This is a genomic window from Massilia sp. Root335, from assembly GCF_001425685.1.
GTDB lineage: Bacteria > Pseudomonadota > Gammaproteobacteria > Burkholderiales > Burkholderiaceae_D > Telluria > Telluria luteola.
Window position 1 is genome coordinate 252944 of the sequence record NZ_LMCY01000011.1, and the last position, 14484, is coordinate 267427.

At 66.1% G+C, this 14484-nt stretch carries 14 protein-coding genes; 7 read left to right on the forward strand and 7 right to left on the reverse strand.

What is annotated here, in order from left to right:
• The first annotated feature begins 83 nt into the window (after positions 1-83).
• Entirely contained in the window at positions 84-878 is a 795-nt protein-coding gene (locus ASC93_RS08915) for a 4'-phosphopantetheinyl transferase superfamily protein (RefSeq protein ID WP_162251827.1), read from the forward strand.
• On the opposite strand, the gene ASC93_RS08920 is transcribed toward ASC93_RS08915, so the two are convergent.
• The 7 genes from ASC93_RS08920 to ASC93_RS08950 all read right to left on the reverse strand — a co-directional run bounded on the left by ASC93_RS08920 (position 833) and on the right by ASC93_RS08950 (position 7427).
• A complete protein-coding gene (locus ASC93_RS08920) occupies positions 833-1825 on the reverse strand; it encodes an acyltransferase domain-containing protein (RefSeq protein WP_056440212.1) in 993 nt (330 codons plus the stop codon). The two genes, ASC93_RS08915 and ASC93_RS08920, sit on opposite strands and share 46 nt — an antisense overlap.
• A 17-nt stretch (positions 1826-1842) precedes the next feature.
• A complete protein-coding gene (gene fabD / locus ASC93_RS08925) occupies positions 1843-2961 on the reverse strand; it encodes an ACP S-malonyltransferase (protein WP_056440214.1) in 1119 nt (372 codons plus the stop codon).
• A gap of 22 nt (positions 2962-2983) precedes the next feature.
• Positions 2984-4228, reverse strand: coding sequence for a beta-ketoacyl synthase N-terminal-like domain-containing protein (locus ASC93_RS08930; protein WP_056440216.1), 1245 nt, complete (start codon positions 4226-4228; stop codon positions 2984-2986).
• Positions 4215-4454: an acyl carrier protein gene (locus ASC93_RS08935; RefSeq protein ID WP_056440218.1), complete on the reverse strand. Its 240-nt coding sequence runs from the start codon at positions 4452-4454 to the stop codon at positions 4215-4217. Before ASC93_RS08935 ends, ASC93_RS08930 begins: the two co-directional genes overlap by 14 nt.
• A 27-nt stretch (positions 4455-4481) precedes the next feature.
• Positions 4482-5777 carry a DUF1302 family protein gene (locus ASC93_RS08940; RefSeq protein WP_157201809.1) on the reverse strand — a complete coding sequence of 432 codons (1296 nt, stop codon included), beginning with the start codon at positions 5775-5777 and terminating at the stop codon, positions 4482-4484.
• Positions 5778-6012: 235 nt separating this feature from the next.
• A complete protein-coding gene (locus ASC93_RS08945; RefSeq protein ID WP_056440222.1) occupies positions 6013-6522 on the reverse strand; it encodes a UpxY family transcription antiterminator in 510 nt (169 codons plus the stop codon).
• A gap of 173 nt (positions 6523-6695) precedes the next feature.
• A complete protein-coding gene (locus tag ASC93_RS08950; RefSeq protein ID WP_082547882.1) occupies positions 6696-7427 on the reverse strand; it encodes a LuxR family transcriptional regulator in 732 nt (243 codons plus the stop codon).
• Positions 7428-8618: 1191 nt separating this feature from the next.
• Between ASC93_RS08950 and ASC93_RS08955 the strand changes: the two genes are divergently transcribed.
• The 6 genes from ASC93_RS08955 to ASC93_RS29595 all read left to right on the forward strand — a co-directional run.
• Positions 8619-8813: a hypothetical protein gene (locus ASC93_RS08955; RefSeq protein WP_056440226.1), complete on the forward strand. Its 195-nt coding sequence runs from the start codon at positions 8619-8621 to the stop codon at positions 8811-8813.
• Between the two features lie 77 nt (positions 8814-8890).
• Positions 8891-10390: a radical SAM protein gene (locus tag ASC93_RS08960; RefSeq protein ID WP_082547883.1), complete on the forward strand. Its 1500-nt coding sequence runs from the start codon at positions 8891-8893 to the stop codon at positions 10388-10390.
• A gap of 28 nt (positions 10391-10418) precedes the next feature.
• Positions 10419-11138 (forward strand): 2OG-Fe dioxygenase family protein, encoded by a 720-nt coding sequence (locus tag ASC93_RS08965; RefSeq protein WP_056440230.1) that lies wholly within the window; start codon positions 10419-10421, stop codon positions 11136-11138.
• Positions 11139-11198: 60 nt separating this feature from the next.
• Complete coding sequence (locus tag ASC93_RS08970; RefSeq protein WP_082547884.1) at positions 11199-12155, forward strand: TauD/TfdA family dioxygenase; 957 nt, start codon at positions 11199-11201, stop codon at positions 12153-12155.
• Between the two features lie 16 nt (positions 12156-12171).
• Positions 12172-13704, forward strand: coding sequence for a threonine ammonia-lyase, biosynthetic (gene ilvA / locus ASC93_RS08975; protein WP_056440234.1), 1533 nt, complete (start codon positions 12172-12174; stop codon positions 13702-13704).
• A 36-nt stretch (positions 13705-13740) separates the two neighbouring features.
• Positions 13741-14484, forward strand: a 744-nt coding sequence (locus tag ASC93_RS29595) for an AMP-binding protein (protein ID WP_157201810.1), incomplete at its 3' end; no start/stop codon positions are given.

The window sequence follows — 14484 nt, forward strand, 5'->3', positions numbered from 1 at the left end:
TTGCTGCGCCAGGCACGCCGCGATGACGCATAATCGTGCCGTTCACACCAGGAATGCCGGCGACGGCAGCATTCGCGCACACCATGTCAACCCTTCCGCCATTGCAGATCAACGACCACGACATCGACCTCTGGCTGGCGTTCTACGGCGCCATCGGGGACGAGCGCGTGCTGGCCGACATGCGCGCGCTGCTGAGCGAAACCGAGTGCCAGCGGCAGGGGCGCTTTCATTTCGCCGACGACCGCAAGCGCTATCTCGTCACGCGGGCGCTGGTGCGCAGCGTGCTCTCGTACTACGCGCCGGTCGATCCGCGCGCGTGGGCGTTTGCCGAAAACGCCTATGGCCGCCCGTTCATCCACGATCCCCACCCGCATGCGCAGGGCCTGCGGTTCAATGTGTCGCACACGCGGGGCCTGGTCGCGCTGGCCGTGGGCAGGCAGCGCGAACTGGGCGTCGACGTCGAAAACATCGTGGCGCGCAAGATTTCGCCGGACATCGCCGCCAGCTTCTTTGCGCCGTGCGAAGCCGCCGACGTCGCGCAAACGCCGGCCGCGCGCATGCACGACCGGCTGTTCGAGTACTGGACGTTCAAGGAGTCGTACATCAAGGCGCGCGGCATGGGCCTGTCGCTCCCGCTCGACAAGTTCACGTTCCATTTTCCGCATGCGCGCGCGGTCCGGATCGACATCGACCCCGTGCTGGACGACCATGCGGACCGCTGGCGCTTCTGGCAATACCGTCCGGGCGCGGACTACCTGCTCGCGCTGTGCGCCGAAAGAACGGCGCGGACGGCGCCGGTCGTCACGACGCGCACGATCGTCCCGACCGCCGGCTACGAGACCTTCGCCAGCCGCGTCGAAAAGACGTCGGAAGGCTGAACGGGCCGGGCGCTCGCCAGCACGGCGTCGAGGTTGTGCGCGTCCCGTCCGTAGGGCGTGAGGATGGGATGCACGGTCGACGCCGAGGCGGCGGGCAATGCATATTTCGCGAAGGTCGCCAGGGTGCCGGACGGGCCGACATCGATGTACCGGTGCGGCCCGCCGCGTTCGAGCATGCGCAGGGTGTCCATGAAGCGGATCGGATTGCGCGCGACGTTCCAGAAATAGCCGTCGCCCAGACCGTTCAGCAGGGCGGCCCGTTCGCAGCAGGCCAGCGGCACGCGTCCCCGCATCGTGGGGACGGCGCGCATGAGGGCGGCGAACGGCTCGTACGCGGTCTCGATCCAGCGCGAGTGGAACGCGAAGCCCAGCGGCAGCCGCTGGAACATGATGCCCCGCTCCTTCAGCGCGGCCTCGATCGGTTCGAGATCGCACCGGCGGGCCGATACCGCGAAATGGCCGTCGAAATTGACGCCCGCCAGTTCGCTGCGCCCGGCCAGGAAGGGCTCCTTGTACAGCGCGGGATCGTCCAGGATCGCGATCATGCCGCCCGCTTCGCAGCAGCGTTCGACCACCTGCGCCTGCTGCAGCACCGCCTCGAGGGCGTGCTCGACGCGCACGCAGCCGCCGACCGCCGCGGCCGCGAACGCGCCGAGGCTGGCGCCGAGCACGACGTCCGGTTCGATCCCCTCGTGGATCAGGCATTGCGCGAGCGAATACTCGACCATGAAGATCGCCGGGTGCGTGACCGCCAGGCGGTCGAACACGTCCGACTTCGGCCGCGCATAGATGCCGGCCGCCACGCGCCGGCCCGAGATCTCGAGCACCAGATCGTCCAGCCGGGTCATCCAGGCGCGAAATGCACGGTTCTCGTCGAACAGCTGGCGTGCCATCTGGTAGTACTGCGATCCCTGGCCGGAAAACATGAACACCGTCTTGGCGGACATCGGTGACAGCTCCCGTGTCATGCGGACGGGCTGGCCGGGGCCAGTTCGTCCAGGTCGAAATAGCCGTTATAGCCCTTCATGTACACGGCCGCGCGGTGGCCGAACAGGACCATCGCTTCGGTGCGCGTCTCCAGCGCGTCGTAATCGGCGACCGTGGAGGTCACCCGCGTGCCGACCCGGTGCGACCGGTTCCATGCCGCCACCTTGTCGTGCACCGACGTCGCCGCGGCCGCGGCCGGAACGGGTGCGCCGACGATGGCGCGCAGCACCGGTTCCGGGGTCTGCGTCCTGATCGTGAAAGCCATCCGGGTCAGGACATCGCCATTGCCCAGTTCCTCGAACTCGACCTCTTCGCCGTTGGCGAGGCCCAGCGCCAGCAGGTACTGCATGCTCTCCGACCAGCGCACGGTGCTCGCGATCTGGGCCGACAACGTGTCGACCATGGTCTCGACGGCGTACGGCCGCGCGGTGACGTTGGCGATCACGGGAATGGCCGGCGCGGCGAACTCGAATCCCTCGATGAACGCCTTGAACTGCACCATCGCGTCGGCCATGAACGCGGAATGGAATGCGCCGCTGGTGGCCAGCGGGTAGTAGCGCATTTTCCCTTCCCGGAACAGCTCCTCGGCCGCGGCGATCTCGTCGACCGCCCCGGATATGACGATCTGCGACGGCGTGTTGTAATTGGCGAGATAAACGTTGTGCAGTCCCGCGGCGCGCAGCTTTTGTTCGATCTCCTCCTTCGAGGCGTTCATCACCGCCGCCATGGCGCCGCCCGCGACCTGCGCCATCAGCTCCCCGCGCTTTTGCACCAGTCTGAGACCGGTCTCGAAATCGAAGACGCCGGCGGCGAGCAGCGCATTGAATTCGCCCAGGCTGTGCCCGGCCACGACATCGGGCGCCTGGCCGGTGTCCTCCATCCTGCGGTAGTACGACAGCGCATTGACGACATACAGCGCGGGCTGGGTGAACCGGGTGTTGCCCAGCTCCTCGCGCGGGTCGTCGAGGCACAGTTCCTTGATCGAATAGCCGAGGATGGCGTCGGCCTGTTCGGTCAGGTGCCGGAAGCGGTCGAACAGGTCGGCGCCCATCCCCCTGGACTGCGAACCCTGGCCGGGAAACATATGGATCTTCATGAGTACTCCTCGAGTGTCTGGTTCAGGAATGGCGTTGCAGGCAGATGGCCGTATTCACGCCGCCGAAGCCCATGCTGAGATTGATGGCGTTGTCGATCCGGTGCGGCACCGCTTCCGGCCCGACCCATCGGAACCCGCGGTCGATGGGGTGGTCGAGATTGCGCGTCGGGTGCAGCCTGCCGGCTTTCATCTGCAGCATCACGGCGATCAGTTCCACGGCGCCCGCAGCCGACAGGCCGTGGCCGACGATGGATTTGGTGGTGTTGATCCAGGCGTGTTCCAGATCGCACCGGCGCAGCGTATCGAGCTCGGTGGTGTCGCCGAGCGGCGCGCCGGTGCCGTGCGGGTTGACGTAGTCGATCGCGCGCGGCGCCAGGCCGGCGGCGGCCAGGGCCGCTTCGATCGCGGCGACCTCGCCTTCGGCGGATGGATTCGGATTGCGGTTGGCGTCCATGCGCATCGCCCAGCCGGCGAGGCGCGCATACGGCGCACGCGCCGTCCGCACGGCCGTTTCCATCTTCTCGACCACGATGGCGCCGCACGCTTCGCCGAAAATGAAGCCGTCGCGATCCTCGTCGAACGGACGGCAGGCGGCGGCGGGATCGAGCGCATGGCGATCCGAACCCATGGCGCCGAGCGTGCGCAGGCCCTGGCACTCCCAGTACGACAGGTCCATCAGCGCCCCGATCGCGATGCAGGCGTCGACCCGGCCCGACGCGACCGCATGGATCGCTTCGATCACGGCCACCTGGCCGCTGGCGGACGCCCCGCCGACGGTGAACGCCGGGCCGCGAATGCCGAACTGCTGCGTGCACAGGCCGCACAGGTCGCTGTCCATGAACGCCAGGCCATAGGTCGGCCTGAGGAACGCTTCGCGCCCGCGGTACGCGTCGTGGGCGGCCACCAGGTCCCGTTGCTGGACGTTGGAGCCGCCGACGATCAATCCGATCCGTTCCGGCGCGACGCGGTCCAGCGCGGCGTCGTGCCAGGCTTCGTGCAGGGTCGCGAGCGCGACCTGCGCCGACCAGGACGCGGTGCGCAGCAGGCCCGGCGCGATCGCGTCCGGGAGCGCCAGGGCGTCGATCTCGGCGCCGATGAAGCGCGGCCCCTGGTCCGGCACCGGCAGCTGCCGCCCCGGGCGCCGCAGCACGCCGAAGCGATGGCGCCCGTCGAGCAGCGCGCGCGTGAACGCGGCCTGCCCTTGCCCGATGGCGCTCGTTACGCCAAGCCCGCTGACGACGATCCGCGGGGCCTCAGCATTTGGCATGGATGATGTCCGCCAGTTCGCCGATATTCCGGGCCTTCGCCATCTCGATCAGCGGGATGCGCACCGACAGCGATTCCAGGGTCATCATGATGATTTCCGACCGGTCGACCGAATTGGCGCCGAGTTCTTTCAGCGAGTCGCTGCGCTGGAACGCGTGGTCCTGCAGGCGCGGCAGCACGTCTCCCGCGTGGCGGGCGATCAGTCCGAGGATGTCTTGCTGGGTCATTTTTCTCTCCTTGTCGTGGCGTGAAAGCTAGAACTGGTACTGGATCCTGAAACCGACCTGCTTCTGGTCGCGTACGTTCCACAGGGCGCTCCGGCGGTCGTTCGTGTCGGGCACGCTGGCGTTGAATCCGAGGGTGACGTGATCGTTCCACTTGTACGTGGATTCGAGCACGGTGACGCTGGCGCGGTAGGGCCGGTTCTGGAAGTGCAGCAGGTTGACGGTGAGGTCGTCGTTCATCATGGTCTTGCTCACGTTGAGCAACAGTGACCGGTTGTCGCGCGCATAGCCCTGGATCGCGTCGGTCCAGCCGGCGATGTGCTGGTCGACCAGTTCCACGCCCACGGTCAGCGTGGCGCTGTAGCGGTAGTCCAGCCCCAGGTAACTGTCGAATGCGCGCTTCTTCACGATCCGCAGCGCGGCGTCGTTGAATGCCTTCGACGACTTCAGCGCCGCCTCGCCGCGCAGCACGAAGCTCTTGAGCGCGTAGGTGAACGAGAGGCCGGCGAGCGCGTACCGCTCCTTCACCCGCGTCACCGTGCCGTCGGCATTCATCGCCAGGCCGTAGTCGTTGTCGACCAGGCTGGCGGCCATCAGCGTCACGTCCGCGTTTTCGGAATTCTTCTTCCAGCTCGCGCCGTATTCGCCGCCGTCGTCGCCTTCGATCCTGGCGCGGTACCTGAACGGGTCGAACGAATACGCCGTTCCCGGCTTGGGATTCTTGTTGAACGCCGGCTTGGGTATCCAGAACATGCTCCAGCGCCCGAACGACGAATACTGGTCGACGGCCAGCATCGGCTGGCCGATCCTCAGCTCTTCGAGGTTGAAGTTGAACAGCTCCCGGTTGTCGCGCGGGCTGACCACGTCCGTGATCGGCGCCAGCAGCGATTCGCCCCACGCCAGCGCCTGAATGCCGGCCCGCACGCTGGTCTGGCCGGCACTCGTCTGCACATAGGCCTGGGATACCGTGGTGTCCGTCCGCTCGGCGTCGTGGCGATGGTCTTTTTTCAGGAAGGCGGTCGTCTTGCCGCTGAACTGCACGACGAAGTGATCCAGGAAATACTGCGAATATTCGAGCCGGACCGACGTGCGGTTCTTGATCAGCCGGTCCGGCTGTTCGGCCTTGTACGCCGCTTCCTGGGCGAGGGTGACGCGCAGCGGCGAATCGGACGTATCGGCCGCATCCGCGCTGTCCGCCGCGGCGGCCGGCTCGAGCTGCAGGCCCGCCACCTCCTGCGCCTGCGCCAGGCGGCCGTCCAGCACGAATCCGAGCGCGGCCACGAGGAGAAGACGAAAGGAAGCCGGCATCGCTGGCTGGGAGTTCATGGTCGGGAAGATGCTCAAGGTTGTTGTGCGGCCCTGGGCCGGCGCTTTCGAAAACGGGCGGACAGGCTCCGCCGCGTAACGTCACGTCCTGTGCGTTACGACTCGAGGGACAAGGCGATGTGCGCCCGGGAATGCCGCGTGGCACTGTATCCTGCACCCGCGGCGTGGAGAACTACACGAACATGTAGTCGCTGCGGGCGGGGCGCATGCGGATGGCGCCCGCCCGCATGGCCGTTCAGAGCGCCTCGATGGCGCCGCGGTCCAGTTCCACCCGGACGCTGCTGCCGACGACGTCGACGTTGACGACGAGGATCTGCTGGTTCTTGATCCGCACGAGTTCGCCGTGCACGCCGCTCAAGGCGCCGGACACGATCCGCACCTTCGTCCCGGCAACGAGTTCGGGATCGACCGTGAAGTCGGCGCCGCTGTCGACCAGCATCTTGACCGCATCCAGGTCCTGTTCGGGCAGCGCTGCCGGCCGGCCGCTGGCCAGCACGAACCCGCACGAGCCGCGGATATAACGCATGCCTTCGTACTGGCTCGCGCTCGGGCGTACGAAGACGTAGCCGGGAAACAGGGGCACTTCGACCTTGCGCTTGCGGCCCTGGCAGCAGCGCACGACCGCGCGCTTGGGCAGGTAGGTCGGCACCTGCTTCTGTTGCAGGACGCTTTCGACGACGCTTTCATGATGGCTCTTGGTCCGCAGGACCAGCCAGGGATTGACCCGACACTCGCTCTCGAACATGTGACACTCCTCAGGATATCTGGCCCGGCATGAACAGCCCGCCGACGCCGGGCAACCACCGCATCGATCAGCGGAAACATGTACTGCGCCGACCAATCTAACGCGGTTCGAACCGGCCAAGAACTACGCAAAGATGTAGTACTTGAACATGCAGGTGGGCCGCCCCGGCCGTGTTACAGCAGCCCGAACGCGACCGCCTTCGCGACGGCCTGATGACGGCTTCCCACGTCGAACTTGAAGAGGACATTGCGCACGTGGTGGCTCACGCCATGCTCGGAAATATTGAGCAGCCGCGAAATCTCCCACGTGCTCTTCCCGCCCGCGACCAGGCCCAGGACTTCGGCTTCGCGGCTCGTCAGCCTGGGCGCGGGCGCCATGCGCTGGGTCTTGACGATCCGGCGCATCGCTTCATGCGTGAACGTGGCCAGCAGCGAGCCCCAGTTCAGCATGTCGCGCACGTGGCGCCTGGCCTCGTCGTCGGAGCGCGCCACGGCAAGGCTGAGAAACGCCACGTCGCCGTTCCTGCCGTGGACCGGCAGCGTGACCCCTTCCGCCAGCCCGTGCATGCGCGCCTCGCCCCGGAACCGGCGCTGGCATTCGGTCTTGTACAGGTCGTCGGTCCAGATCAGCGGACAGAGCGATTGCTGGGCGTGATGGACGACCGGGTCGATCTGCGCGTAGTGCAGTTTGTCGTAGCGCTCGTGCCACGCGGCGCTGTAGTTGGACTCGACCTGCTCGATGTAGCGGGTGCTCCCCGTGTAGAACCTGCCGTAGTAATAAAACCCGTCGAAACCGAGCAGGCTGCTGATCTCCTCGAGTTCGTCGTTGACGTGGCTGAAACTGGCGCTCTCGCTGATCCGCATGACTCTGCCGATGAGCTGCTGATGGACATCATCAATACCCATGTAACAATCTCCTGTTTGCCGCGTTATGCGCTCTGTCAAACCAGAACGAGAAATAATGTACAACTTTGATATTTAACGTAAGTTACAAAGATGAAATTTGTTTTTGATCAATATAACTATCTGGCATATTTTCGGTTTCACTGCAGGGTCCGGCAATCAGTACCCACCATGCGTGCCCCTCGGGCGACGCGGCGGCCGCGGCGTCACCGCGCATGTCCGCCGGGCGGCCGGCGGACGGGACCGATGTCCGCTTCGGCCCGCCGCAGCGGCGATACGAGTTCACATTTCAAGTCAAAATCTTGCCACGGATGACAAGAAAAAAAGCCCCCCATGAAGTGAGGGAGTTTCGTCATTTCACAGTTGGACGGGCAGGCCCGGCCAGGCGGCGGCCGGGCCGCTTTATGCGCATGGCATGCAGGGACGATCGATATGGTGCGACCTCGTCCGCGCGGACCGTTGCATGCGCGTCGCCCGGGTGTCCACGCCCCCGGCATTGCGAACGGATGCGCATGCGTGCATGCGGACACAGTGAGAATGCGAGAGATTTTTTTCGGAAATAATTATTACCGTCGACAATCCCGGACATGGCATTTCTATTATCCGCCGGGGAAAATGGTTATCAGGCGGGCGAGCCGGAATAATCGGGCCGCAATCCGCGCCGGATATTGGTGACAATATGATAGATTCGTCCACCGGACCCGTCGTTATAATCCGCGAAAGACTTGTTTTATCGGCCCGTCGAGCCGCCGGGATAAATCGGGCGCTGCGAATTGGGTCAATTTTGTGTCGACAAAAAGTTGACAAATGATATTTACGACATTAGCATTCACTCAATAACGCGGCCATCCCTGCGTATTACACCCCTCCCAGCTGCTATCACTTTGGGAACTCACTTGTGGGAATACCTTTCCCACTCACGTCGAATATCCTCGGCAATATTTAACGCTATCCACACACCGGCATTCCCGGCCTGCATGGCGTTCATTCTTTGTTATTCGTGAAATAAAACCCAGGCTTAGCGGCCTTGCGGAAAAAGAACGTGCTGCGGCATTTGCCGAAGCCATGGGTTTGTCATGCCGGTATTCGACCCCGGAGGCGCCCCTACGTGATTTTTTCGCCAGCCTGTTGCGGCTGGACAGAAGCCAACGGCAAGTGCCGGCGGCGGTTTTTAATCTCAATAAGGAAAATCACGTGAATAAACTGAACATTCAAACCATTGGCGGCACGGTGGGTGGCACGGTCGGCGGCACCGTCGGCGGCACTGTGGGCGGCACCGTCGGTGGTACGGTCGGCGGCACGGTCGGTGGCACCGTCGGCGGCACCGTGGGCGGCACCAGCGGCCGTATCCACGGCTCCAAAATGCTGAAGCACAGCCTGAGCAAGTAATACCCAGGCGCGATTGACATGGGCCGCTCCGGCGGCCCATCCGGCCCCAACAATTGAACGCCGACGATAAATCAAAAATGAACGCTCAAAAATACATCCTGTCGCCAGACGCAGTTAATTTCCCGGTCGGCGACCGGGTCGCCGTATATCATCGCCAATTGGGCGGTTTATGTTTCCTCGATGCCGACGCGAGCGGCATCCTGGGCCAGTTTTCCGAGCCCACGGAAATTGCGGCGAACGTCCTGGAAGGCGACGATATCACCCGCCGCGAGGAATTGATCCAGCAGCTGGTATTGCGCCAGCTGCTCGTACCGCTCGACCGCGTGGACGCCGGTCCGGAATATGCACCGGTGCCGCAGAATAAGGTCAACATCATCCAGCTGATTCTCACCAATGCCTGCAATTTCGGCTGCACCTATTGCTTCGAGGGCGTGCAGGGCGTGGAATTGCCGCAGGAAGAAGTGGCCGAGCAATACAAGAAAATCGACATCAGCCGGCTGAATTCGCCGAATGAGATCAAGGTCAACATCAACGAATCGATCTATGCGTCGGAAGCCCGCATCGGGCACCAGTACGACCCGAAGAACCGCCTGATGAAGCCGAAGGACGCCATCGCCTACGTCGACAAGGCGCTGGAAATCGCCAAGAGCACGGGCGTGACCGAGGTGATGCTGCAGTTCTTCGGCGGCGAGCCGCTGCTGAACTGGAAAGCCATCAAGGCCGTACTGGACACCTACGGCAACGGCGCCGCGCACGGCATCGTCATCAACTACTCCACCGTCACCAACGGTTCGCTGATTTCCGAGGAAGTGGCCGAGACCTTTGCCCGCCACAAGGTGGCCGTGTGCGTCAGCTTCGACTCGCCCAAGAGCACCAGCCGTCCCCTGAAGAACGGCGGCGACAGCGCGCCGGTGGTGATGGAAGGCCTGCGCATGTTGCAAAAATATCACAACCGCGTGGCGATCAACTCCGCGCTGACCTCGGATACCTGGGACGAGTTCGACAACTCCATCGTCGACCTGGCGGTTGACTACGGCGCGCGCGAGATCGGGGTCGTGGTCGACTTCGACCCGACCTTCTATTCCAAGTTCGGGGCGCCCGCGATCGTCGAAAAGCTGTGGGGCGTGATCGAATACGGCCGCACGCGCGGCGTGGTACTGACCGGTTACTGGCACCAGATCTTCCAGGTATTGCTGGGCTTCGACGCCGTCAGCCACCGCGGCTTCAAGAACTGCTCCGCCAAGGGCGCCCAGCTGAGCATCGAACCGAACGGCTCGGTGTTCTCCTGCAAGGCCGGCTCCGGCTTGTACGGCAACGTCCTGCAGGGCACCGAACTGCTGGACACCGACATCTATCGCCAGCACGCCAGCCTGCGCCGCCAGAACCCCGCTTTCTGCGGCGGCTGCGAGATCGAGGGTTTCTGCGCCGGCCTGTGCCTGGGACCGCTGGAAAAGAAATTCGGCGACGTGGCCTCGGTGGAACCGTCCGCCTGCGACATGTACCGCGGCATCACGCGCAAGCTGATCGAGGCGATCGCGCCCTACGAGGTGGCCACGTTCGACCTGGCTCCCAACTGACCCATCCATTCATCACTGAGGCAATGACATGATCGTTCTCGAATCAGCCCCGTCCGCCGCTGTCGACGAAATCGTCCAGACCGGCTATGCCGTCATCCGCACCGCGCCCCTGTCCGACGAGGTGCTCGACTCTTTCAACCGCCTGCCGCGCGACGAACACAGCCTGTCGCGCCATCGCCGCATCCGCCTGTCGCAGTATTTCGGCTATTGCGAGAACGGCCAGTGGATCTACGCGCTGCTGCCGCGGCGCCGCTACGTGCAGTCGGCCGAATACATCCGCATCGCCGAGGCCGGCGGCGTGGCGCGCCACCGCGAACAGCTCGAGATCGACCCGTCCGAGCTGATCACGTCGGTGATGGAACAGCTGCCGGTCGACCGCGCGCAGCAATACCACGTCAACGTCAACCAGATCCGCGTCATCGTCGACGCCGACTACAAAGGCGTGACCGTGCCCGAAGGTCCGCACCGGGACGGCCACGAATTCAGCGTGGTGGGCGTCGCCAGGCGCGCCAACGTGGTCGGCGGCGAAACGCAGGTCATGCTCCCGCACGATCACACGCCGCTGTTCCGCCATACCCTGGCCGAGAACGAAGCGATCGCGATCGACGACGAGCGCTTCGTGCACTACGCCACCAACATCGAGTCGCGTGACGGCGCGCCGGGTTACCGCGACATCTGGGTGATCGAGATCAACCGCTGGGAGAACCGCTGCTACGGCCCGCTGCACGACCAGCGCGCCTTGCGCTGACGCGCCACCCGCGCCGGCGCCTGCCGGCACGGTCCCATCCACAACCATCACCGGGTCACCATGACAACGATTTCCGAACAACAGAACACGGCCGTCCCGCGTCAGGGCCTCGGACTGGTACATACGCTGGACGCAGCAGAACGCGACGCCTTGCGTGCACGGCTGCAGGCCGGCCCCGCGGGGGTCGCCTGCCGCGAGGCGGTCGAGGCCTCGGCCTTGCCGCTGGAGCGGATCGGCGCCACCCTGTTCGGCGGCGACGTTCCCTTCTGCCTGCTGCGCAACCTGCCCGTCGACGCGCTGGCGCAGGACTGGGCCGTCGGCCCGGCGCCGTTGGCGTCAAGCCTGCTGGTGGGCGTGACCGCCGCGCTGGGGCTGGCCAACTTCGGCTACGTCGAGGAAAAGAACGGCGCCATCCTGCAGGACGTGCATCCGATCGGCGGCGCCGAACAGACCCAGTCGAACGCCGGCCGGGTCGCTTTCCACATGCACGTGGAAAGCCCGTTCCTGCCGCGCGCGGCGCGGCCCGAGGTGGGCGCGCTGATCTGCCTGAACAACGACAGCGCGGCGCCGACCCGCATCGCCACGGTCGACCTGGTCAAGCGCCAACTGTCGGCGGCCCACCTGGTGGCGCTGCGCCAGCCCGATTTCCGCCTGCGCCACGACCAGTCCTTCGACGTCAACGGCTACACCCTGACGGTGGACAGCGCACTGCTCAAGGAGATCGACGGGCGCGACGAGACCCGCTGCGGCGTCCACGTCGACGGCCTGCATCCGGCGGCCCAGGCGGCCGTCGACGCCTGGAAGCGCGCCGCCGACGCGGTGGCGCTGGATCTGGTGCTCGAACCGGGCGACCTGCTGTTGTTTAACAACTACCGCTGCATGCACGGCCGCGGCGCCGTGGAGGGACGGCGCTGGCTCAAACGGGTCTACAGCACGCGCGACACGCGGCTGCTGTCGGACCGCCTGATCAGCATGTGGCACGCCGTGGGCGCGCGCGACATCGACCACAGTTTCTGAACCCGGAGCCCGCCACATGGACCAGACCGCATTCGACTACCTGAAACGCATCCTCACCGCCCGCGTGTACGAGATCGCCGAGGAAACCGCGCTGACGCCGGCGCCCGCCCTGTCCGCGCGCCTGGGCAATACGCTGCACCTGAAGCGGGAAGACACCCAGAGCGTGTTCAGCTTCAAGCTGCGCGGCGCGTACAACAAGATGGCCGCCCTGCCGCGCGCGCAGCTCGACCAGGGCGTCATCTGCGCCTCGGCCGGCAACCACGCCCAGGGCGTCGCGCTGTGCGCCGCGAAGCTCGGCTGCCGCGCCGTGGTCGTGATGCCGACCACCACGCCGCCGGTCAAGGTTGACGGCGTCCGCGCGCACGGCGCGGAGGTGGTCCTGCACGGCGACTCGTTCAGCGACGCCTACGCCCATGCGCTGGCACTGGAGCGGGCCCAGGGCCTGACCTTCGTGCACCCGTTCGACGATCCCGACGTCATCGCCGGCCAGGGCACCGTCGCCATGGAGATCCTGCGCCAGCATCCGGGCCCCATCCACGCGATCTTTTGCGCGATCGGCGGCGGTGGCCTGATCGCGGGCGTGTCGGCCTACGTCAAGGCGCTGCGGCCCGACATCCGCGTCATCGGCGTGCAGGCCGCCGATTCGGACGCCATGCGGCGCAGCATCGAAGCCGGCGAACGCGTGATGCTGCCCGACGTCGGCCTGTTCGCCGACGGCACCGCCGTCCGCCAGGTCGGCGCGGAGACCCTGCGCCTGGCCCGCATGTACGTCGACGAGATCCTCCTGGTCGACACCGACCAGGTCTGCGCCGCCATCAAGGACGTGTTCCAGGACACGCGCGCCATCGTCGAACCGGCCGGCGCGCTGGCCGTGGCCGGCGCCAAGGCCTACGTCGAGCGCGCCGCCCAGGCGGGCACGCCGCTGCGCGACGAACACCTGGTCGCCGTCACCTGCGGCGCCAACATGAACTTCGACCGCCTGCGCTTCGTTGCCGAGCGCGCGGAGATGGGCGAGCAGCGCGAAGCCCTGCTCGCGGTGTCGATTCCCGAACGGCCGGGCAGCCTGCGCCGCTTTTGCGAGTCGATCGGCACGCGCAGCGTCACCGAATTCGCCTACCGCATGCGCGAGTCCGGCCCCGCCCACGTGCTCGCGGGACTGCAGATCGCGCGCCGGGGCGAGGCGGCCGCGCTGGTGCGCCACCTGGCCGAACACGGTTACGAGGCGCGCGACCTCAGCCAGGACGAGCTGGCCAAGCTGCACCTGCGTCACCTGGTCGGCGGCCAGAGCGCGGCCTCGCGCGGCGAACGCCTGTTCCGCTTCGAGTTCCCCGAACGCCCCGGCGCGCTGCTGCGGTTCCTCACGCGCATGGCGCCGGACTGGAACATCAGCCTGTTCCATTACCGCAACCAGGGCGGCGACGTCGGCCAGGTGCTGGCCGGCCTGCACGTGCCGGCCGGCGACGACGCGGCGTTCCAGTCCTTCCTGGAGAGCGGCGGCTTCCGCTATCGGGAAGAGACATCCAACCCGGCTTACCGCTTATTCCTGTAGTCACGTCCATCCACGATCAGCGCACCCGAATCACACATGAGCAAGAGCGTCAACAGTAGTGCCAACTCCAGCGGCCAGCGCAGCATGCGCCGTCACGAACAGACCCTGTCCGGCGACGGCTGGCGCAAGATCGTCGATTACTGCGAGCGCCAGGCCATCCCCGCCGCCCGCTTCCTGAACGTGCTGTGCGGCTTCCTGCTCGCGCGCCATGTCGGCCATCGCGCGCCATTCGCCATGATGACGGCGGCGGGTCCGCTGCCGATCGACTGCACGGACAACGGCCCGGCCGGCGACATCGGCACCGTGCTGCGCCGCGAGGCCGCGCCGGCCATGGACGCGGGCGACGCGAACGCCCGCTTCCACGCGCACGTCGGCGCGGACGGCGCCCGGCTGGAACTGGAGCACGCGGAAAAAGGCCTGGACGGCGACGGCCTGCTGCGGCACATGGAACGGGTCGGGCACCAGATCGTGTCGGGCACCACCCGCTGGGAGCACGTGTCGCTGCTGGACGGCGCCGAAGCGCGGCGCCAACTGGTCGAGTGGAACGACACCGCCACGACCTATCCGGCCCACCTCGGCGTGCACCAGGCGTTCGAGGCGCAGGCTGCCCGCACGCCCACGGCCACCGCACTCGCATGGGACGGCGGCACGCTCGCCTACGCCGAACTGAACGCCCGCGCCAACCGCCTGGCCCGCCGCCTGCGCGACAACGGCGCAGCGCCGGACACCCAGGTCGCGCTGTGCCTGGACCGCGGGCCGGACCTGATCGTCGCCCTGCTC